A 20,392-nucleotide genomic window follows, 5' to 3' on the forward strand; every position below is an offset into this window, starting at 1 on the left:
TCTCAATGGCGTGGCTGACATAGGCTTGTTATAGACGGCGCCGGAAAAGGGCGCATTGGCCCAAATGAGTTAAAAGGGAGAGATCATGTTTGATTTGACAGGGAAATGCGTCCTTCTGACCGGGGCTTCCGGCGGAATTGGGGCGGAAATTGCCCGCAGCCTGCACGCTGCGGGTGCGACTGTAGCGATCTCGGGCACGCGCGAAGGGCCGCTTCAGGCGCTTGCAAGCGAACTTGGCACCCGTATTCATGTCTTGCCCTGCAACCTGTCGGACCCTGAAGCGGTCGAGGCTTTGCCCAAAGCGGCATCCGAGGCGATGGGTGGGTTGGATATTCTGGTGAATAACGCAGGGATCACACGCGATAACCTGATGATGCGCATGACAGACGAGCAATGGAGCGCGGTGCTCGATGTGAACCTGACCGCGTCGATGCGGCTTATGCGCGGGGTCTTGCGTGGCATGATGAAGGCGCGGTGGGGCCGGATCATCAATGTCTCGTCGGTGGTGGGGGCCATCGGCAATCCGGGGCAGGCCAATTACGTTGCCAGCAAGGCGGGGCTGGTGGGCATGTCCAAGGCGCTTGCGCAAGAGGTCGCCTCGCGTGGGATTACAGTGAATTGCGTCGCGCCGGGCTTCATCGCGACCCCGATGACCGACGCGCTGACCGATGAACAGAAAGCAGCCATCAACAACCGCATTCCAGCAGGCAGAATGGGGACACCCACAGAAATTGCCGCCGGTGTTCTGTATCTTGCCAGCCCCGAAGCTGCCTATGTGACAGGCGCGGTGCTGCACATCAATGGCGGCATGGCAATGATCTGAGTGCGGCGCGAATGTATTTGAGACAGGCGCGCCATATGCTATAGGCAGTTTCGGATAGGGTGACATAGCGGCACTTGACCTGCCGCGCCAATGGCCCTAATGGGCTGGCAATGTGATGTCGCAATATGCGGCGGACGAGGGACTTTTCAGGCCGGAGACCGGCAAAACCTAAGGGGAAGAACATGAGCGATATCGCGGATCGTGTAAAAAAGATCGTGGTCGAGCATCTGGGCGTAGACGAAGGCAAGATCACCGAAGGTGCTTCCTTTATTGACGATCTGGGCGCAGACAGCCTTGATACGGTCGAGCTGGTCATGGCGTTCGAGGAAGAATTCGGGATCGAAATCCCTGATGACGCTGCCGAGAACATCCAGACATTCGGTGATGCGGTAAAGTTCATCTCTGAAGCGGCCTGATTGCGGACGCGAGATGTATTATGAAAACGCCATCCCACAGGGATGGCGTTTTTCGTTTCAGTTGATGCGTGTGCTTTGGGTGGTTTTTCGGGGCCACTGACCTTTTGCCGCAAGGCAATCGCTGCACGCAACTTTCGTACCGGCCCGATTCGCTGGGAACGCTCACAGGATTTGCTTTGAAAAGTAAGCGGAGCGTTGCCGCGATATGCGGCTAATGCCTTTTCCTGCGCGCAAAATCCGGCTATCACCCCCTTTGAATAAACACAATCATATGGAGATCGGGTGCATGCGCAGAGTCGTCGTCACTGGGCTTGGGATGGTCACCCCGCTGGCATGCGGCGTCGAGGAAACATGGGAACGTCTGCTGGCAGGGCAATCGGGGGCCGGTCCCATCACCCGCTTTGACGCCAGTCATCTTGCCACGACCTATGCCTGCGAAGTGCCGCGCGGTGACGGAACCGATGGCAGTTTCAACCCAGACAACTGGATGGAAGCGAAAGAGGCGCGCAAGGTTGACGAATTCATCCTCTATGGCATGGCCGCGGCCATTCAGGCGGTGCGCGATTCCGGCTGGATGCCTCAGGATGAGGAAAGCCGCAGCCGCACAGGGGTCATGATCGGTTCTGGCATTGGTGGTTTGTCGGCCATTGCTGATACGGCTGTGTTGCTGAAGGAGCGCGGCCCGCGCCGTGTGTCGCCTTTCTTCATTCCAAGCGCGCTGATCAATCTTGTGTCAGGTCAGGTCAGTATCCGTTACGGCTTCAAGGGGCCGAACCATGCGGTTGTGACCGCCTGTTCGACCGGGGCGCATGCCATCGGAGATGCCGCCCGCCTGATCCAGTGGGGCGATGCGGATGTGATGGTTGCAGGCGGCGCTGAAAGCCCGATTTCCGAGATTGGCATAGCAGGTTTCAACGCTTGCAAGGCCTTGTCCACAAAACGGGCTGATGACCCAAAAGCGGCCTCTCGCCCCTATGACGCGGACCGCGACGGCTTTGTTATGGGCGAGGGGGCAGGCGTTGTCGTGCTCGAAGAATATGAGCACGCGAAAGCGCGCGGTGCCAAGATTTATGCCGAGGTGCTGGGTTACGGCATGTCGGGCGATGCTTATCATATTACGGCACCATCAGAAGATGGTGACGGCGCATTGCGGTCCATGAAAGCGGCGGTGGCACGCGCGGGGCTGGATGCCGCGCAGATTGACTACATCAATGCGCATGGCACATCGACAATGGCTGATGTCATTGAACTTGCCGCAGTTGAACGTTTGCTGGGCGAGGGGGCATCCAAAGCGACAATGTCGTCCACGAAATCAGCCATCGGGCATTTGCTGGGGGCTGCTGGCGCGGTTGAGGCGATTTTTAGCATCCTTGCCATTCGCGACCAGATCGCCCCACCGACACTGAACCTCGATGATCCAGCGGTGCAGACCCCTATTGATCTTGCCCCCAACGCGGCCCGCAAGCGTGACATCAGGATTGCGCTGTCCAACAGCTTTGGCTTTGGGGGCACAAATGCAAGTCTGATCCTTGGGGAAGTGGACGCCGGATGATTCGTCATTTAGTCGCCAATGTGTTCACACTGATGATCGTAGGGCTTATTGGCGTTGCGATCATCATCTCTGCGGGAAAACGCAGTTACTTTGCTGACGGGCCGCTGGCGGAAGCAATCTGTTTCCGTGTGGCACCCGGGTCGTCCCTGCGCGCTGTCTCAACCGGCCTTGCGCAGGAAGGTGCGATTGTGTCCGAGCAGGTATTTCGCATTGGCGCGCAATATACAGACCGGGCCGGCAATCTGCGGTTCGGCTCTTACCTGATCCCGGAAGGCGCTTCGATGGATCAGATCATGGATCTGCTGACGCGCGGGGGGGCATCGACCTGTGGTTCTGAAATCCAGTATCGGATTGGTGTGACACGTATCGAGACGCTTGTGCGCGAATTGGACCCGGCGACTCAGAGCTTTCAGACCGTTGTGCAATTCGCCAGCGATGAAGAACCACCAGAGGACTATGCGCGCTTTGCCGAGGAATCCGACATTCAATACCGCATCACAGTCGCCGAAGGGGCAACCAGCTGGCAGATCTGGGAAGGGTTGCGCCTAGCCGAATTCCTGAGCGGAGAGCCGGGTGATGTGCCGCGTGAAGGCTGGCTTTCCCCTGACAGCTACTCGGTGCAGCGGGGTGCCGACCGTCAGGCGATCTTGGCCGAGATGGAAGCGCGTCAAACCCGCATCCTGACAGAGCTGTGGGAAGCACGCGCCGATGATCTGCCCTATGAAAGCCCGGAAGAGGCTTTGATCATGGCCTCTATCGTTGAGAAGGAAACCGGGCAGGCCGATGAGCGGCGCCAGGTTGCCAGCGTATTTGTCAATCGCTTGCGGATTCCGATGCGGTTGCAAACCGACCCCACGGTAATCTATGGCATAACGCAAGGGCAGGGCACGCTAGGGCGCGGCTTGCGCCGGTCTGAGTTGGACGCGACAACCCCCTATAACACCTATCGCATTGATGGCCTGCCGCCCACGCCCATCGCCAACCCCGGCCGCGCCGCGATTGCAGCGGCCCTTGACCCGGATGACACCCCCTATCTTTACTTCGTCGCCGATGGCACGGGGGGGCATACTTTCACGACCAACCTTCAGGACCATAATCGTGCAGTTGCGCGCTGGCGTGAGATCGAGGCGGAGATGCGCGCGCGGCAAGCGCAGGAAGATTAATTTAGCCAATAGTATTGCGCCAGACTTGAAACGAATTTGACCGGCCATATGGCCGGTCTTTTTTGCATATCCTCCGGGTGGCGTGTCGCACACAAGCGTCCATCGACAGAACACGAGTATGTGCTTTGGGGGGCGTTTTCTGCAGAATATACCTGATCTCAACCACGTTTCCGGCAAATATTTGCCTACAATTTTGCGGCCTACGCGATCAATTCCCATCTAGATACGATGGTAGTTCGATAAGCGGACGCCAGCGTATAGAGAAGTGAATTGAAGGAGGCGACACATGCGACAGATGACAATCGCTACACTGGCGAGTTTCACATTTGCAGGCGCACTGGCGGCACAAGAAGCCGTTGTGACGCAGCAAGGCCCGGATGAATTGCTTGGTGGCTGGGTTCTTGGGTCAGCGGTGCATTCGGTTGATGGAGAGCGGATCGGCTCAATTGACGATATCATCATCGTCGAAGGGGAAGGTCAGATCAGTGCAGCCGTCATTTCAGTGGGCGGCTTTCTGGGTTTTGGTTCCAAAAGCATCGCTGTTGAGTGGCCTGAACTGGAAATAAACTGGGACGCGCGCGAAGTGGTTCTGGATATGTCGCGTGAGGAAATGGAGGAAGCTGAAGAGTATGCGTTTCGCGAACGCGAACTTATTCCTGTCCCCGATGACGATCTTGGCGGTGGTGGCGCAATGAACGGCGATGGTGCGGTTGGCGGCGCCTTGGATTAAAATAATGCGATGCGACGTGGTAGGCCCGGCCCGAAATGGGCCGGTGCAACTATTGCGTTGCGCCCCAATCCCTTGGTGCGCGCAAGAAGGCTTCGACAGCGTCTAGCGTGGCGGTGTCAAAATCTTCGCCGCGGCGCGCTTCGGCCAGCACATCCCACCATGTGCACAGATAGTGCAGTGTAACCCCATGTTCTGTAAGGCGGGGTTCTGTTTCAGGGAAGATCCCGTAATAGAAAATCACGGCCGTATGTGCGCAATCTGCGCCTGTGTCTCGGATTGCATCAACAAAACTCAGCTTTGAGCCGCCATCCGTGGTCAGATCCTCAACCAGCAAGACGCGCTGGCCCTCGGACATTGCCCCTTCAATCCGCGCATTGCGACCGTAACCTTTGGGCTTTTTGCGCACATAGGTCATGGGCAGGGCCATGCGCTCTGCGACAAGCGCGGCGAAAGGGATGCCCGCTGTCTCGCCACCCGCGATATTGTCAAAGGCTTCGAACCCGGCATCTTCCATCACGCGGCAAGTCAGGAAGTCCATGAGGGCCGATCGAATTCGTGGAAAGCTGATCAGCTTGCGGCAGTCGATATAGGTCGGTGCTTTCAGGCCAGAGGCAAAGGTAAAAGGCTCGGCCGCGTTGAAATGCACGGCTTTGATGTCAAGCAGCATCCGCGCAGTCAGGCGGGCAACAGTGGCGCGGTCGGGATAGGTTGACGGGATCATCTTTTGCCTTTCTCAGAGTACACGCCAGTAAAGCGGGAAGCCGGGGTCAAATACGGTCACTGGCCCAGCGCCAGTGTCTATTTTGCTTGGATAGCTGACTGGGGTGTCGCTCTTTTCCAGCGTGAGCGTGGCGTCATTCACTGGCAGTCGGTAAAAGGCCGGACCATTGCGCGAGGAGAATCCTTCGAGCTTGTCCAGCGCGCCCGCAGCCTCAAAGACCTGTGCGAGGATCGACATTGTATTTGTCGCAGTAAAGCAGCCCGCACAGCCACAGGCGGATTCCTTTGCATCATCCGCATGCGGCGCGCTGTCTGTGCCCAGGAAAAACCGCGCGTCACCTGATGTGGCCGCCGCGAGCAGGGCCTGCCGATGCGTTTCGCGCTTGGCGACAGGCAGGCAGTAGTAATGCGGCTTGATGCCCCCAACGAGGATATGATTGCGGTTTATCACCAGATGATGGGTCGTGATGGTCGCGCCCAGGTCGTCAGGCTGGCTTTGGACATAGGCCACTGCGTCTGACGTGGTGATATGTTCCATCACCACACGCAAACCGGGGGTCGTTCTGCGAATTGGATCAAGAACGCGGTCGATGAACACCGCCTCCCGGTCAAAAATGTCGATCTCGGGGTCAGTCACCTCGCCATGTGTCAGAAGCGGGATTCCGGCTTGCGCCATCGCTTCCAGCACGCCGCGCACGCGGTCGAAATCGCGCACGCCCGAAGCAGAATTCGTTGTCGCCCCTGCGGGATACAGTTTCACAGCGGTGATAATGCCAGCGCGATGGGCTGCAACGACATCTGCGGGGTCGGTCGCTTCGGTCAGGTAAAGCGTCATAAGGGGCGTAAAACCGCTGCCGGTGACCGCAAGAATGCGGTCGCGATACGCCTGCGCCTCAGCTCCGGTAACCACAGGGGGTACAAGGTTAGGCATGATGATCGCCCGCGCAAAATGGCGTGCAGTTTCTGCTGCTATTCCAGTCAGCATGGCACCATCGCGCAAATGCAGGTGCCAATCGTCGGGGCGGGGAAGTGTCAAGGTCTGGATCATGAAAGCTGCCTACAAGAGAATCACGACCCAGTTCCAGATCTAATCCGCGTCAGGATGGCTCTTCCAGCAATTCTTCATCGACAATTTCAACCGGATCAGTCCCTGTATTGCGGGCAATAAGTGCCAGTGCATGTTGCGCGGCTATTCGTGTCAGCAATGGGTGGTTTCCGCGCGCAGCCCGTCTGACAAGGCCCATCAGATAAACTTCATCGTCTCTGCGACTGCGCATCAGGTCGGCAAAGCGCTGGGACGATAAACGCCCGCGGATCGCGGCTTCAATCAGAGTGTTGACAAGGCCCATACGGTCAAGGGCTGCTGCCGTCTCGTCGCCAAGCGCGGGTGTCTTGAGCATATTGACAGAAGGGCGGCGGAACAGCGTCGCATGCATCGCATCGAGGGCCTCTGCGGGATCATAAACAATAAAGGCATTGCGCGCGCCATCCAGCATTGCTGGCGCAAACCCGAAGCGACTGCGAAAATCGAGCAGTCGCTGTCTGCGAAACCGGGTCTCCCAAGGGGCGATTTCCGGATCAAGCGTCGCAAGCGGACTGATTGCCAAAACTGTCGCACCGGGGGCCGCCAGGCTGAAGGTGCATGCGGCATAACCATGCGCCCCGGCACCAAAGAAAAGTACCCTTCGAAAGCTGTCGAAGAAACTTGCATCTATCTGAGCATCGAAGAAATCCAGCACGTCGCAATCACGATAGAAATGATCTACGCGCGCAAGGATAACAAGACAGGACCACCCATGTTGCAACGCGATCTCCACAGCGCGAGGGCGTTGTGAGGTAGAGTTTCGCCTTATGGTGTCGACGCTCTCGAAGCTCACGATCAGCGTGTCGTTTCCGTCCAGAAAGAACGCTGCGTGATTGCTGCCCAGCGGCGTGAACGCACCGACTTCATCGCCAATTTCGTCCAGACGGGCCAGCCATTCAGCTTGAGTGCGCGCGGTTGTCAGGTCAATTTCTTCGAAAAACTCTTTCATGACCCGCCATCTGCCTCATCGTCAGAATTACATTCTTTCTTCATCTGCATCCTATCCAAGCGACAGAGCATGACAAGAATTCTCTGAAATCAAACCGCATCGGACCTAGGTGAACGCATTTTTTACAATTTGCTTGTTTCCAGATGTAAATTAATCGTGCAGTTTTGTGTAGATTATGCGAGAATTAACGCCAGCTGTAGATTCAGAATATCTCCAGATGCAATGCTTGGGCCGGGCTTGCAGTGATTTTTGTCACGCGGCCATGAACAGTCTTTCCTCCCTGTACCGCCGATGCGTGTACCGACTTTACCACCTCGGGTTTTCAGCCGAGGTGGTTTTTTGTTGGCGGGTCTGTGCGCTGCGCATCCAGTGATAAGTATTTCTGCAATCACCTGTTGTAGTTATGCCCTGATTGCATAAAATCTGTGCAATCACAGGAGGGAACATGTCGAATATGACACCAAACTGGGCAAAGCTGCGCGAATTCTCCTTTTTGTTGATACTCGCGGCTACTGTATGTCTTACCTGTGTCGGCCTTGCCCCGGCTTATTCCCACCATCTGGAAGGTATGGACGATCCGGACTTTCAAGCGGCCTTGACCCTTTGGTTGAGTGGCGATGAAGAACGCGCGATTCCTGCATTTGCAGCGCTCTCACATAACGACAATGCAGCCAGCCAATTGCTTTTGGGCCTGATCGACAAGACAGCGGCAATTCAGGGGCCCCTGATCGCATCGCTCTCTCGCGAGGAAAGAGTGACCTTGCTGCGTTCCAAAGGTGGGATGTCAGGACAGAACTGGGTTCATGCCGCTGCCAAAACGGCCGTTATCGCGCGAAACTGGGTGTCCTTGTGGCAAATGCGCGGAGGGGTTGAGATCGCGCGCAGCTTTGCACAGAATGAAGAACCCCGTGCAGCGCGCGTCGCCTTGATGGCAGAAATGAACCGCCGTGGAACAGGATTTGCACCTTCCCTGATGTCCGAAGCCTGGTATCCCGACTCGATGCGGCATCTGACCCGATCGCGGACCCTTTCGCCAGATGAGGTCGCTGACCTTCATCCGGGCAACCCGACCCGAAAACTGGCGGGCCTGCCACTTCACGATGCCGATTTGCGTAACTGGTTACAGGAAACGCCCTTGGCGATGCATCTGCGGGCCGCCTGCGACAGACATTGTCCGGAAACGACGGCAGATTGTGTGCTCGCCCTCTACAAAGGCTTCAATAGCTATGACGCGCTGCTTGTAATCGGCAGCCCCAGCGCCCGCCTTGTCCCAGAGTTGAATTTTGCACAAAGCACACGTGGAATCCAGTCGGTGGCACGCCATATCATGGTCAGGCATACAGCCCGGACACGTGATGTCATGCTGCGGCAACTCAGCGAGGTAGATGAATGTACTGTCAGTTGGTTAGAGGACGAGTTTCGCCGCTACGCGCCATCGGCGCGCAACGGTTATATCGCGGGTGAGTAAGCCGTCATTTCACCTCGCCATCAAGGTGACGCGCAAGGCAACACCACGCCTCAAGACCAATTTCCTCGGCCCGTGCCGTTGGCGCGATACCTGATGCGTGCAACAGGTCTTCGATCTGCGGATGCACGCTCTTCAGCGCGGCACGAAGCATCTTGCGGCGCTGATTGAACCCGGCGGCAATTACACGTTCCAATGTCTTCGCATTCGCAGGAAAGCGCGGAGCGTCCAGGCGGGTAATGTGGACAACCGCCGAAGCAACCTTTGGCGCGGGCGTGAAGGCTTCGGGGGGCAGGCTCAGGACAATCCGGGCATTGGCGCGCCATTGAACCATCAGCGATAGGCGGCCATAGGCCTTGCTGCCGGGGCGTGCCACAATCCGTTCAGCCACTTCACGCTGGAACATCAGCGTCAGACTGTCCCAGAATGGCGGCCAAACCTCCGGTGTCATCCAGCGGATCAACAGCTCTGTACCAACATTATAAGGCAGGTTGGATACGATCTTGACCGGCGGGGTCAGATGCTCCAGCACATCAACCGCCAGCGCATCCCCCTCGATCACGGCAAGGCGAGCAGGATAGGCGGCTGCAATTTCGGCAAGGGCTGGCAGACAGCGCGCATCCTTCTCGATCGCAAGAACTTTTCGCGCCCCTTCGGCCAGAAGGCCCCGGGTCAATCCGCCAGGGCCGGGCCCCACTTCCAACACATCGGCACCCGACAGGTCGCCTGCCGCGCGCGCAATGCGGGCCGTCAGATTCAGGTCCAGCAGAAAATTCTGCCCAAAACTTTTCTTGGCACGCAGATCATGGGTACGGATCACGTCGCGCAAGGGGGGCAGATTGTCGATCATCGCCGCCGCTCCGCCATATCCTGCGCCAACCTGATGGCCGCAATCAAAGAGGATGCATCCGCCTTGTTCTGTCCCGCAATATCATATGCTGTGCCGTGATCCGGCGAGGTGCGGATGAAAGGCAGCCCAAGGGTCACATTCACGCCATTCGCAAAATCAATGGTCTTGATCGGGATCAGCGCCTGATCATGATACATGCATATGGCTGCGTCATACTTGGCGCGTGCAGCAGAATGAAACATCGTGTCTGCTGGCAAAGGCCCCGAAAGCTTCATGCCCTGTTGTCGCAACCGCTCCACCACAGGGGTGATCACCTCGGCGTCTTCTTGCCCCATAAGCCCGCTTTCGCCCGCATGCGGGTTCAGCCCCGCCACAGCAAGCTTGGGTTCGGCAATCCCGAAGTCACGGATCAGGCTTGCACGCGTGATGCACAAGGTTTCTTTCAGAAGCGCGGCCGTCAGGCGACCGGGGACATCTTTCAAAGCAATATGGATCGTGACGGGAACGACGCGCAGCTCTCTGCAGACCAGCATCATCACCACCCTGTCAACGCCGGCCAGATCCGCCAGATATTCTGTATGGCCGGGAAATCCGAAACCAGCGCCGGTTTGCAAGGCGGCCTTGTTGATCGGGCAGGTTACAATTCCACTCGCCGCCCCCGCTTGCACCAGTTTGACCGCCCGCGCGATCACCTCAACCACTGCACCCGCATTCGAGGGATCGGGCTTGCCGGGACGGGCAAGTGCAGGAAACTTATGATACAGCACCGGCATGACACCCGGGCGCACATGCTGTGCCTCCAGCGGCGCATCCACAAATTCCCATTGGGCCGCGTCCGGCAGATGCGCCGGATCACCCAACCAGACAAAGCCCGCTTTCGCCCCCAGCGCCTGCGAAGCTTTTACAGCGATTTCGGGCCCGATCCCGGCGGGGTCGCCACATGTCATGATCAACGGGGTCATCTACAAACACCAACCGCCCATTTTCTTGCTCTAAATACTCCGGGGGGTGAATTGGCCGCAAGGCCAAGAGGGGGGCAGCGCCCCCTTTTCTTCACCGTCCCTTCCAGATCCAGCCACCGCCGAAGACGCGGCTGCTGTCGGGGGCGTAGAACACGCAGGCTTGTCCGGGGCTGATTCCCTCTTCGGGTGTCAGCAATTCCACTTCAGCTTCTGTCTCCGACAGGGGGCGGATGATTGCTGGGGCAGGCGGGCGGGTCGAGCGCAGTTTGACTTCCAGATCCCATTCGGGCTGTGATGTGAAGGGCGCGTCCCCCAGCCAGTTGATCTCGCGTATCGGAACGACACGCGTGGCAAGGGCAGTTTTTGGCCCAACGATCACGCGGCGCGCGTCCGGGTCCAGACGCACGACATAAAGCGGATCGGCCAGACCGCCGATCCCTAATCCCTTGCGTTGTCCTATCGTGTAATGGATCACACCGCGATGCGTGCCCAGCACCTGTCCCTGAAGATCGACAATTTCACCCGGGTCGGCGGCACCAGGGCGCAGTTTCTCGATAACAGCAGCATAATTTCCATCCGGAACAAAGCAGATATCCTGACTGTCCGGTTTATCTGCCACGCTCAAACCATGCCGCGCCGCCAATGACCGTGTCTCGGCCTTGGTTTTCAGGTGCCCAAGCGGAAAGCGCAGATATTCCAGTTGTTCGCGCGTGGTCGAAAACAAGAAGTAACTTTGATCGCGCACCGGGTCTGCAGCACGATGCAATTCTGCCCCAAGCGGTCCCATCTTGCGCTGGATGTAATGCCCTGTCGCCATGCAATCCGCGCCCAGATCCTTTGCCGTTTCCAGCAGGTCACGGAACTTCACGCGTTCGTTGCAGCGTATGCAGGGCACAGGCGTTGCCCCGGCCAGATACGCATCTGCGAACTCGTCGATAACCGAGTCGCGGAAATGCGATTCGTAGTCCAGCACATAATGCGGAAAGCCCATTTCCTCTGCGACGCGGCGCGCATCATGAATGTCGCGCCCGGCACAACATGCACCCTTCTTGGCCAGCGCTGCGCCGTGATCATAGAGTTGCAGGGTCACCCCGACGACATCATAACCTTCGGCTGCAAGTTCGGCGGCCACGACAGAGCTGTCCACCCCGCCAGACATGGCGACGACGACGCGCGTTTCAGCGACCGGCTTGGGCAAGCCAAGCGAATTCAGCGGGGTATCATATGGCATTGAGAAAGCTCCGAGAGATTGTTCAAAATATAAGAAAATACTCGGTATTCTCAAGTGCCAGATGCCAATTCGATCAACCGGACATTAATCACAAGGCGCGAGTCTGAGGTCATCCAAAGGGATAAGGGTGAAGAAGGACCTCAAAATGTACATCAAGAGAGTTGAAGGGCCGCGTGCCGTTACCTTGAAAGACGGCAGCGTGCTGACCTTGGCGGATCTTCCGCCAAAAGATACGCGCCGCTGGGTCGCAAGCCGGAAAGTAACCGTTATCAAGGCTGTTGATTCGGGTCTTTTGTCCAAGCAAGCCGCAATGGACAGATATGATTTGTCTGAAGAAGAGTTTGACTTGTGGCAAAACGCTGTCAGGGACCACGGAGTCGAGGCGCTCAAGGTCACTGCCTTGCAAAAATATAGACATGCCTGACGCGAGTTCCTATCTTTAACACGTACGGTAACGGAGAGTTAACGTTTTTGCGAGAGTTTAGGTTAACGCCGTCAAAGGAGAACCCAGATGCGTGTCTTACTAGTTGAAGATGATCCAACCACCTCTCGCAGCATAGAAATGATGCTGACTCATTCCGACTTTAATGTGTATTCGACCGATCTTGGCGAAGATGCGATAGAACTCAGCAAGTTGTATGACTATGACCTGATTCTGCTGGATCTGAACCTGCCTGATATGGAAGGCTTGGACGTGCTGCGTCAAATCCGGCTTGCCCGGATCGACACGCCTGTTCTGATTCTTACAGGTGATACGGATACGAATACAAAGTTGCGTGGGTTCGGTGGTGGCGCGGATGATTATCTGACAAAGCCGTTTCACCGCGAAGAACTCGTTGCCCGAATTCACGCAATCATCCGCCGCAGCAAAGGTCACGCACAGTCGATCATCCGCACAGGCAAGATTGCCGTTAACCTCGACGCCAAGACCGTCGACGTAGACGGGCAGACCGTGCACTTGACCGGCAAGGAATATCAAATGCTCGAATTGCTGAGTCTGCGCAAAGGCACGACCCTGACGAAAGAGATGTTCCTGAACCACCTCTATGGCGGAATGGATGAACCAGAGCTGAAAATCATTGATGTTTTCATTTGCAAGCTGCGCAAGAAACTGACCGAGGCCACTGCCGGTGAAAACTACATCGATACGGTCTGGGGCCGCGGCTATGTCCTGCGCGATCCGGTTGCCAAATCGCTCGAGGTTTCGCGGGATGCGATCTCTGCATAAGCAATCCAGCCCGCCTTTGGGCTGGACCTGACCGTGCCGCAGACCTATCACTTGCCAAATCCAGATGACGTGAGAGGGCAGGGGCATATCAGTGACACAAGGCTCTGGTGCAGAAAGCGCTGACTCAAGAACCGCAGTAGCGGAACTTGAAGAAAAACAGGCAAAGGAAGAACTCGCGCAACTCGCGGCAATGATCGCGCGTGCGGATCGCGCGTATCATGCTGATGACGCGCCGGACATATCGGATGCGGAATACGATGCGTTGCGTCGACGCAATGCAGAGATTGAGGCGTTGTTTCCGCAGCTTGTTCGAGATGATAGTCCATCTTTTCGCGTTGGCGCTGCCCCTTCAGAGGGGTTTAAAAAGATTAAGCATGCGCGCCGGATGCTGTCTTTGGCAAATGCATTCAATGCGCAGGATGTCGAGGATTTTGTATCTGGCATCCGACGTTTCCTTGGCCTGCCCGAAGCTGCAGTCCTGAGCTTCACGGTAGAGCCAAAGATCGACGGCTTGTCACTGTCACTGCGGTATGAAAAGGGCGCGCTTGTCCATGCGGCGACGCGTGGCGATGGCGAAACCGGCGAGGATGTGACCGCCAATGCGCGCACGATCCGCGATATTCCACAGCAGCTGACCGGTGCACCCGACATTCTGGAGGTTCGTGGCGAGGTCTATATGTCCCACGCGGATTTCGCGCAGCTGAATGAACGGCAATCTGCGATTGGCGGCAAAACCTTTGCCAACCCGCGCAATGCAGCGGCAGGGTCGCTGCGCCAGCTTGATTCTGCAATCACCCGCGCGCGTCCCCTGCGTTTCTTTGCCTATGCTTGGGGAGAGGTGTCGCAGCCATTGGCCAGCACGCAGAGTGACGCGATTTACCGCCTTTCAAATCTCGGCTTTGTTACCAATCCGCTGTTCAGCCGCTTCTCGACGCTGGAACAGATGCTTGAAAAATACGAACAGATCGTCCAACTCCGCGCCGAACTGGGCTATGATATCGACGGTGTGGTCTACAAACTCGATGACCTTGCGCTGCAAGATCGTCTCGGTCTGCGCTCAACCACACCGCGTTGGGCTATTGCACATAAATTTCCTGCTGAACTGGCCTGGACAGAGTTGCTTGGCATCGACATCCAGGTGGGTCGGACTGGCGCACTCAGTCCCGTCGCGCGGTTGAAACCGGTGACAGTTGGCGGGGTCGTCGTGTCCAACGCGACATTGCACAATGAAGACTACATTGCGGGTCGCGATTCGCGGGGCCAACCCATCCGGGACGGACGCGATATCCGTCCCGGCGACTGGGTCGAGGTTTATCGTGCCGGCGATGTGATACCGAAGATTCGCGATATTGATCTTGCGCGCCGCCCCGATCACTCGGTCCCCTATACCTTCCCCGAAAGCTGCCCCGAATGCGGCAGCCCGGCAATCCGCGAACCCGGCGATTCGGTTCGACGGTGTAGCGGCGGGCTGATTTGTCCTGCTCAGGCTGTTGAACGACTGAAACATTTTGTCAGCCGCGCTGCTTTTGACATCGAAGGGCTTGGCGCCAAACAGGTAGAGGCCTTCTGGCGCGACGGCTGGATCAAGACGCCGCAAGATATTTTCTTATTGAAAGACCGTTTTGGTCCCGGTCAACCGCGCCAGCTCAAAAACCGCGAAGGCTGGGGCGAGAAATCGGCCCAGAACTTGTTTGACGCGATTGATGACAAGCGCCGCATTCCACTGGCCCGGCTGATCTTTGCGCTTGGCATCCGGCATGTCGGCGAAACGTCGGCGGGGATGCTGGCAGCCCATTATGGCACATGGCAGGCTTTTCGTGATGCGATGCACGAAGCGACCGTGGCAGACAGTTCGGCCCATGCTGACCTGATCTCGATTGATGGTGTTGGCCCGGTGATGGCGAATTCACTGCTGACCAGCTTTCAGGCAGAGGCTGACGAGATTGATGCACTGGTCGCTTGCCTTGAGGTTATCGCGGCCGAGGCCCGCGCCTCTGACAGCCCGGTTGCGGGCAAGACCGTCGTGTTCACAGGGACATTGGAGCGCATGACCCGCGCCGAAGCCAAGGCCCGCGCCGAAGCATTGGGCGCGAAAGTGGCAGGTTCCGTTTCGGCCAAGACTGATCTTCTGGTGGCAGGCCCGGGCGCCGGCAGCAAGGCCAAGAAAGCCGCCGATCTGGGCATTGAGGTCATTGACGAAGACAGTTGGCTGGCGCTGATCGGGGCGGTCTGAGATGGCTGGCCGCCCGGAGATTCTGTTCCCACTCTTCGCAGGGTTAGAGACTTTGGACGGGGTCGGCCCGAAGTCGGCAAAGAATTTCAGCGCACTCCACATAGAGACACCGCGCGATTTGGTTTTTCACCTTCCTCACAACCTGATCGACCGCACGCGCCGCGACAGTCTGCGGGGGCTGGAATTTCCGACCACTGCCACGGTAGAGGTGAGCATCGGCGCACATCATCCACCGCGCAGCCGCGGTCGGCCCTACCGGATCCATGTGCGCGACAGCCTGACCGAATTTCAGCTGGTCTTTTTCCATGCGCGCGGCGACTACCTGCAAAAACTCCTGCCGACGGGCCAGAAACGGCTTGTTTCTGGCAAGGTGGAATTGTTCGATGGGATCGCGCAAATGGTTCATCCCGATCATATTCTGCGCCCGGAAGAAGCAAAAGACCTTCCTCAGGCGGAACCGGTCTATGCGCTTTGTGCAGGGATTAGCGCGAAACTCATGGCCAAGGCCGTCACGGGCATGTTGGCCCGCGTTCCAGACCTGAGCGAATGGATCGACCCTACCTTGAAAGCGCGCGAAGGCTGGCCAGACTGGCGCGACGCAGTTGTAACTGCGCATCAACCGCACCAGTTGAGCGACCTCGCCGCGTCCAGCCCGGCACGGATGCGGCTGGCCTATGACGAATTTCTGGCGCATCAAGTAACCCTTGCTTTGGCACGCGCGCGACAGCGGCGCAAACCCGGCCGGGCAAGCCCGGGGACCGGGGCACTGCAGGGCAAGGTGCTTGCAGCGCTGGACTATGCGCCAACGGGTGCGCAGCGCCGCGCCATTGCAGAGATTGCGGCCGACATGGCGGCACCAACCCGGATGAACCGGCTGTTGCAGGGCGATGTTGGGGCGGGCAAAACTCTGGTCGCACTCATGGCGCTTCTGGTCGCGGTAGAGGCAGGCGGGCAGGGCGTGTTGATGGCCCCGACCGAAATCCTTGCGCGTCAGCATATGGAAAGCCTGACACCTCTTGCCGAAGCCGCTGGAATATCGCTTGCCCTACTGACCGGGCGCGACAAGGGGGCCGAGCGCACGGCGAAACTTACAGCCCTTGCCGAAGGGCGCTTGCAGATAGTTGTCGGCACACATGCCGTATTTCAAAAAGGGGTTGAGTTTTCGGACCTGCGCCTTGCTGTAGTGGATGAACAGCACCGATTCGGTGTGGCGCAACGCGCGGCACTGGCGGCAAAGGGCGAAGGGGCGGATGTGCTGGTCATGACTGCCACGCCCATTCCCCGCTCGCTCGCGCTGGCGCAATATGGCGATATGGATGTGTCCGTGCTGGACGAGAAGCCGCCGGGCCGAAAGCCGGTTCAGACAGCGCTTGTGTCAACCGCGCGAATGGAGGAAGTGGTCGCCCATCTGAAAGTTGCAATGGCAGAAGGGCGACAAGCCTATTGGGTTTGCCCGCTGGTCGAAGAATCAGAGGTCAGCACTCTGACAGCGGCACATGCACGGTTTGAACATCTGCGCGCCACTTTGGGCGAAGGGGAAGTCGGTCTTGTGCATGGCCAGTTACCCCCGGCCGAGAAGGACGCCGCAATGGCCCGATTTGTGGCGGGTGAGACCAAATTGCTGGTTGCGACCACCGTGATCGAGGTGGGGGTGAATGTCCCCAATGCCTCTATCATGGTGATCGAGCGCGCCGAGAGTTTTGGGCTTGCACAGTTGCACCAGTTGCGCGGGCGGGTCGGGCGCGGGGCCGCAGCTTCCACCTGTCTGCTGATGTACGAGCCGCCCTTGGGCGACACAGCGTCGCGCCGCTTGAAACTACTGCGCGACACCGAAGACGGCTTTCGCATCGCCGAAGAAGATATGGCTATTCGGGGTGCGGGCGATCTTATTGGCACGGCCCAATCCGGTTTGCCGCGCTTTCGCGTGGCCGATCTGGAACAACAGGCCGGATTGATGGCCACAGCCCAGACTGACGCGCGAAACCTGTTGCAGGCCGACCCTGAATTGACCAGCCCGCGCGGACAAGCGGTGCGTCGCTTGTTGTGGCTGATGGAGCAGGACAAGGCGATACAGTATCTTTCAGTCGGTTAAGTTCTCTTAATGTTCTTGACTCGCGCGGGGAGATATGAGAACAAATTAGCAACATACGATGGAGGATGCCATGAACCGCAAATCATACCCCCTATTTTGGCAAGATCTGGCTGGTGCTCTTGCACTTGGCGTTCTGGTTTTTGCCACGCTTCATCTTCCGCTGTTTACCTGACTGCCTGAGGGTCAGACTGCCGCCATCACTGCCACGTGTTGTACACTGACCCAGCCTGCCGCCGCCATGCCCGTCCGCATGTGCGGCGGTTTTTTTGTGTGCATCATTTGCCAAAGCCCGACGTACTGTCTATTTCAGGCGCAGCTAAACAGGTGGACATATGACCAAGACACTTCACATCGTGGGCGGCGGCATGGCCGGGTCCGAGGCCGCATGGCAGGCAGCGCATATGGGCGTGCAGGTTGTGCTGCACGAAATGCGCCCGACCCAAGGCACCTTTGCACATCAGACAGAGTATCTGGCCGAGATGGTCTGCTCCAACTCCTTCCGCTCGGATGATGATGAACAGAATGCTGTTGGGCTGCTGCATTGGGAAATGCGTGCGGCAGGCGGGATCATCATGCAGATGGCCGATGAACACGCACTGCCTGCAGGTGGCGCACTGGCGGTGGATCGTGATGCTTTCGCGCAGGCCGTGACCGCGCGCTTGTTGGCGCATCCCAATATTCGCGTTGAACGAGGTGAGGTCAGTGCCTTGCCTGATGACGGACAATGGATCATCGCGACTGGCCCGCTGACCTCGGATGCGCTGGGTCAGGCCATCGCTACCGAAACGGGCCGCGATGCACTCGCGTTTTTCGACGCCATCGCGCCGATTGTCTATTTCGACTCCATCGATATGTCGAAAGCCTGGTTTCAATCGCGCTATGACAAGGGCGAGACGGAAGAAGAACGCAAAGCCTATCTGAACTGCCCCATGACCCGCGACCAGTATGAGGCGTTCATTGACGCACTTCTGGCTGCCGAGAAAACAGAGTTTCACGAGGGTGAAACCGCCGGGTATTTTGACGGCTGCCTGCCGATAGAGGTGATGGCCGAGCGCGGGCGCGAAACTTTGCGTCACGGCCCGATGAAACCAGTGGGGCTGACCAATCCCCACGCGCCGGATGTCAAACCCTATGCCGTGGTGCAATTGCGCCGCGACAATGCGCTTGGCACGCTTTACAATATCGTCGGTTTTCAAACGAAGATGAAGTATGGCGCGCAAGCCAATGTTTTCAAAACAATCCCTGGGTTGGAAAACGCATCATTCGCGCGGCTCGGCGGCATTCATCGCAACACTTTCCTGAATTCGCCCACGCTGCTGGACGATCAGCTCCGGTTACGCTCCAAGCGCAATATCCGCTTTGCAGGGCAGATCACAGGGGTCGAAGGGTATGTGGAATCTGCGGCAATGGGTCTGTTGGCGGGGCGCCTTGCGGCGGCTGAGTTGCTGGGCCTGTCCGCGCCACCACCGCCGCGCGAGACTGCGCTTGGTGCGCTGGTGCATCACATCACCGGGGGCGCGGATGCAAAAACCTTTCAGCCCATGAATGTCAATTTCGGTCTGTTCCCCCCAATCGATGCCAAAGGAGGGCGGCGCGGACGGCGCGACCGGTATAAAGCCTACACGGATCGCGCCAAATCCGCGTTTACCGAATGGTTGGGTCATGCAGGGCGCAATGCCGCCTGAGGGGCGTGTCACCCGCTTTGCCCCGTCTCCAACTGGCCCGCTTCATCTGGGCCATGCCTATGCGGCCTTTGTCGCGGCGGAACGTGCGGGGGCAGGGCGGTTTCTTTTGCGCATTGAGGATATCGACCAATCCCGCTGCCGCGCCCATTTTGAGGCGCAGATTTATGACGATCTGCGCTGGCTGGGCCTGACATGGGCAGAACCGGTCATGCGCCAATCCACGCGCGCATCTGCCTATCGCGCGGCGCTCGCCCGGTTGGCAGCGCTTGGCGTGCTATATCCCTGCCGCTGCACTCGCGCGGATATTCGCGCAGCGCTCAGCGCCCCGCAAGAGAATGCGCCCCAATATGGGCCTGATGGGCTAGTCTATCCGGGAACCTGTCGCGCGCGCAGCATCGCAAAGGCAGGGCCTGATGACGCGCTGCGTCTGAACATGCGTCAAGCCCTTGCACATGTGGGCGCGCTGTCTTTCACTGAAGCGGGGCCATTGCACGCGCCTGGCCAGACGATCGATCCTGACTGGATGATCGCGCAAGTTGGAGATGTCGTGCTGTCGCGCCGCGATATGGGCACCAGCTATCACCTTTCGGTTGTGGTCGACGATGCCGCGCAAGGGATCACCGAGGTAACCCGCGGAGATGATCTTTTCGAAGCAACCTTCATCCACCTCCTACTTCAAGCATTACTCGAACTTCAGCGTCCAAGTTACTACCACCACAGATTAATCCGGGACGAGTGCGGCAAGCGGCTGGCCAAACGCGATGATGCCCGCGCCATCTCTCAGTATCGTAAAGAAGGGGCAACTCCTCAAGATATCCGCCTTATGCTTGGTCTGTAAGAGGGGCCATCAATTCCACCTCATCCCCCTCGCGCACGGCTGTATAAAAGCAGCTTTGCCGCCGGGTATGACAGGCCGGGCCAGATTGTTCGACCAACAGCAACAGGCAATCGCGGTCGCAATCAAGCCTGAAATCTACCAGCTTCTGGACATGGCCCGAGGTTTCGCCCTTGACCCAGAAAGCCTGCCTTGATCGCGACCAATATGTGACCCTTCCGGTCGCCAGTGTCTGTGCAACCGCGTCTTGGTTCATCCAGGCCATCATCAAGACCTGTCCACTGGCATGGTCCTGAGCAATTGCAGGAATTAGACCTTTTTCGTCATATCGTAGGGTTTGCGGATCGAAATTCATGGGCTATGTCCCTATCTGA

General features: G+C 58.0%; 19 protein-coding genes. 12 read left to right on the forward strand and 7 right to left on the reverse strand.

The window, feature by feature from the left end; genetic code table 11:
* The first annotated feature begins 85 nt into the window (after positions 1-85).
* The 5 genes from fabG to EV660_RS05730 all read left to right on the forward strand — a co-directional run bounded on the left by fabG (position 86) and on the right by EV660_RS05730 (position 4,684).
* Positions 86-823, forward strand: a complete 738-nt coding sequence (gene fabG, locus EV660_RS05710) for a 3-oxoacyl-[acyl-carrier-protein] reductase (RefSeq protein ID WP_071480777.1) — start codon at positions 86-88, stop codon at positions 821-823.
* A gap of 182 nt (positions 824-1,005) precedes the next feature.
* The gene (locus EV660_RS05715; protein ID WP_071480778.1) at positions 1,006-1,239 is read left to right on the forward strand and encodes an acyl carrier protein; all 234 of its coding nucleotides are present in this window, start codon (positions 1,006-1,008) and stop codon (positions 1,237-1,239) included.
* Positions 1,240-1,525: 286 nt separating this feature from the next.
* Complete coding sequence (gene fabF / locus EV660_RS05720; protein WP_071482120.1) at positions 1,526-2,791, forward strand: beta-ketoacyl-ACP synthase II; 1,266 nt, start codon at positions 1,526-1,528, stop codon at positions 2,789-2,791.
* Positions 2,788-3,954 carry an endolytic transglycosylase MltG gene (gene mltG, locus EV660_RS05725; RefSeq protein ID WP_071480779.1) on the forward strand — a complete coding sequence of 389 codons (1,167 nt, stop codon included), beginning with the start codon at positions 2,788-2,790 and terminating at the stop codon, positions 3,952-3,954. The genes fabF and mltG overlap by 4 nt, the downstream gene beginning before the upstream one ends.
* A gap of 286 nt (positions 3,955-4,240) precedes the next feature.
* Entirely contained in the window at positions 4,241-4,684 is a 444-nt protein-coding gene (locus EV660_RS05730; RefSeq protein WP_084634894.1) for a PRC-barrel domain-containing protein, read from the forward strand.
* Between the two features lie 49 nt (positions 4,685-4,733).
* Here the strand turns inward: EV660_RS05730 and EV660_RS05735 are convergent, their stop codons facing one another.
* Genes EV660_RS05735 through EV660_RS05745 form a run of 3 tightly spaced genes read right to left on the reverse strand, consistent with a single transcriptional unit; the run spans position 4,734 to position 7,437 of the window.
* Entirely contained in the window at positions 4,734-5,405 is a 672-nt protein-coding gene (locus tag EV660_RS05735; protein WP_071480781.1) for an orotate phosphoribosyltransferase, read from the reverse strand.
* A gap of 12 nt (positions 5,406-5,417) precedes the next feature.
* Complete coding sequence (gene pyrC, locus EV660_RS05740) at positions 5,418-6,452, reverse strand: dihydroorotase (protein ID WP_071480782.1); 1,035 nt, start codon at positions 6,450-6,452, stop codon at positions 5,418-5,420.
* Positions 6,453-6,501: 49 nt separating this feature from the next.
* Positions 6,502-7,437, reverse strand: a complete 936-nt coding sequence (locus EV660_RS05745; RefSeq protein ID WP_071480783.1) for a hypothetical protein — start codon at positions 7,435-7,437, stop codon at positions 6,502-6,504.
* 445 nt (positions 7,438-7,882) lie between these two features.
* Here EV660_RS05745 and EV660_RS05750 point away from each other — a divergent pair, with 445 nt between their 5' ends.
* Positions 7,883-8,905 (forward strand): hypothetical protein, encoded by a 1,023-nt coding sequence (locus EV660_RS05750; protein ID WP_071480784.1) that lies wholly within the window; start codon positions 7,883-7,885, stop codon positions 8,903-8,905.
* A gap of 4 nt (positions 8,906-8,909) precedes the next feature.
* On the opposite strand, the gene rsmA is transcribed toward EV660_RS05750, so the two are convergent.
* The 3 genes from rsmA to mnmA form a co-directional block, all read right to left on the reverse strand.
* On the reverse strand, positions 8,910-9,752 hold the full coding sequence (gene rsmA / locus EV660_RS05755) for a 16S rRNA (adenine(1518)-N(6)/adenine(1519)-N(6))-dimethyltransferase RsmA (RefSeq protein ID WP_071480785.1): 843 nt from the start codon (positions 9,750-9,752) through the stop codon (positions 8,910-8,912).
* Entirely contained in the window at positions 9,749-10,714 is a 966-nt protein-coding gene (gene pdxA, locus EV660_RS05760; protein WP_071480786.1) for a 4-hydroxythreonine-4-phosphate dehydrogenase PdxA, read from the reverse strand. The genes rsmA and pdxA overlap by 4 nt, the downstream gene beginning before the upstream one ends.
* A gap of 91 nt (positions 10,715-10,805) precedes the next feature.
* Positions 10,806-11,945, reverse strand: a complete 1,140-nt coding sequence (mnmA, locus tag EV660_RS05765; protein ID WP_071480787.1) for a tRNA 2-thiouridine(34) synthase MnmA — start codon at positions 11,943-11,945, stop codon at positions 10,806-10,808.
* Positions 11,946-12,090: 145 nt separating this feature from the next.
* On the opposite strand from mnmA, the gene sciP reads away from it, so the two are divergent.
* The 6 genes from sciP to gluQRS all read left to right on the forward strand — a co-directional run bounded on the left by sciP (position 12,091) and on the right by gluQRS (position 20,021).
* Positions 12,091-12,369 (forward strand): CtrA inhibitor SciP, encoded by a 279-nt coding sequence (sciP, locus tag EV660_RS05770; RefSeq protein ID WP_071482121.1) that lies wholly within the window; start codon positions 12,091-12,093, stop codon positions 12,367-12,369.
* An 87-nt stretch (positions 12,370-12,456) separates the two neighbouring features.
* The gene (ctrA, locus tag EV660_RS05775) at positions 12,457-13,173 is read left to right on the forward strand and encodes a response regulator transcription factor CtrA (protein WP_071480788.1); all 717 of its coding nucleotides are present in this window, start codon (positions 12,457-12,459) and stop codon (positions 13,171-13,173) included.
* A 91-nt stretch (positions 13,174-13,264) separates the two neighbouring features.
* A complete protein-coding gene (gene ligA / locus EV660_RS05780) occupies positions 13,265-15,406 on the forward strand; it encodes an NAD-dependent DNA ligase LigA (RefSeq protein WP_071480789.1) in 2,142 nt (713 codons plus the stop codon).
* Between the two features lies 1 nt (position 15,407).
* The gene (recG, locus tag EV660_RS05785) at positions 15,408-17,498 is read left to right on the forward strand and encodes an ATP-dependent DNA helicase RecG (RefSeq protein ID WP_071480790.1); all 2,091 of its coding nucleotides are present in this window, start codon (positions 15,408-15,410) and stop codon (positions 17,496-17,498) included.
* 332 nt (positions 17,499-17,830) lie between these two features.
* A complete protein-coding gene (trmFO, locus tag EV660_RS05790) occupies positions 17,831-19,183 on the forward strand; it encodes a methylenetetrahydrofolate--tRNA-(uracil(54)-C(5))-methyltransferase (FADH(2)-oxidizing) TrmFO (RefSeq protein ID WP_071480791.1) in 1,353 nt (450 codons plus the stop codon).
* Positions 19,161-20,021, forward strand: a complete 861-nt coding sequence (gluQRS, locus tag EV660_RS05795; RefSeq protein WP_232727275.1) for a tRNA glutamyl-Q(34) synthetase GluQRS — start codon at positions 19,161-19,163, stop codon at positions 20,019-20,021. Before trmFO ends, gluQRS begins: the two co-directional genes overlap by 23 nt.
* Here the strand turns inward: gluQRS and hisI are convergent.
* The gene (hisI, locus tag EV660_RS05800) at positions 20,005-20,373 is read right to left on the reverse strand and encodes a phosphoribosyl-AMP cyclohydrolase (protein ID WP_071480793.1); all 369 of its coding nucleotides are present in this window, start codon (positions 20,371-20,373) and stop codon (positions 20,005-20,007) included. The genes gluQRS and hisI overlap by 17 nt on opposite strands.
* Positions 20,374-20,392: the final 19 nt, after the last annotated feature.

The organism is Roseinatronobacter bogoriensis DSM 18756, from assembly GCF_004366635.1.
GTDB classification, from domain to species: Bacteria; Pseudomonadota; Alphaproteobacteria; order Rhodobacterales; family Rhodobacteraceae; genus Roseinatronobacter; species Roseinatronobacter bogoriensis.

Coding starts and splice junctions, on each gene's coding strand:
- fabG (WP_071480777.1), top strand. CDS start 86: ATGTTTGATTTGACAGGGAAATGCGTCCTTCTGACCGGGGCTTCCGGC.
- EV660_RS05715 (WP_071480778.1), top strand. CDS start 1,006: ATGAGCGATATCGCGGATCGTGTAAAAAAGATCGTGGTCGAGCATCTG.
- fabF (WP_071482120.1), top strand. CDS start 1,526: ATGCGCAGAGTCGTCGTCACTGGGCTTGGGATGGTCACCCCGCTGGCA.
- mltG (WP_071480779.1), top strand. CDS start 2,788: ATGATTCGTCATTTAGTCGCCAATGTGTTCACACTGATGATCGTAGGG.
- EV660_RS05730 (WP_084634894.1), top strand. CDS start 4,241: ATGCGACAGATGACAATCGCTACACTGGCGAGTTTCACATTTGCAGGC.
- EV660_RS05735 (WP_071480781.1), bottom strand. CDS start 5,405: ATGATCCCGTCAACCTATCCCGACCGCGCCACTGTTGCCCGCCTGACT.
- pyrC (WP_071480782.1), bottom strand. CDS start 6,452: ATGATCCAGACCTTGACACTTCCCCGCCCCGACGATTGGCACCTGCAT.
- EV660_RS05745 (WP_071480783.1), bottom strand. CDS start 7,437: ATGAAAGAGTTTTTCGAAGAAATTGACCTGACAACCGCGCGCACTCAA.
- EV660_RS05750 (WP_071480784.1), top strand. CDS start 7,883: ATGTCGAATATGACACCAAACTGGGCAAAGCTGCGCGAATTCTCCTTT.
- rsmA (WP_071480785.1), bottom strand. CDS start 9,752: ATGATCGACAATCTGCCCCCCTTGCGCGACGTGATCCGTACCCATGAT.
- pdxA (WP_071480786.1), bottom strand. CDS start 10,714: ATGACCCCGTTGATCATGACATGTGGCGACCCCGCCGGGATCGGGCCC.
- mnmA (WP_071480787.1), bottom strand. CDS start 11,945: ATGCCATATGATACCCCGCTGAATTCGCTTGGCTTGCCCAAGCCGGTC.
- sciP (WP_071482121.1), top strand. CDS start 12,091: ATGTACATCAAGAGAGTTGAAGGGCCGCGTGCCGTTACCTTGAAAGAC.
- ctrA (WP_071480788.1), top strand. CDS start 12,457: ATGCGTGTCTTACTAGTTGAAGATGATCCAACCACCTCTCGCAGCATA.
- recG (WP_071480790.1), top strand. CDS start 15,408: ATGGCTGGCCGCCCGGAGATTCTGTTCCCACTCTTCGCAGGGTTAGAG.
- trmFO (WP_071480791.1), top strand. CDS start 17,831: ATGACCAAGACACTTCACATCGTGGGCGGCGGCATGGCCGGGTCCGAG.
- gluQRS (WP_232727275.1), top strand. CDS start 19,161: ATGCAGGGCGCAATGCCGCCTGAGGGGCGTGTCACCCGCTTTGCCCCG.
- hisI (WP_071480793.1), bottom strand. CDS start 20,373: ATGAATTTCGATCCGCAAACCCTACGATATGACGAAAAAGGTCTAATT.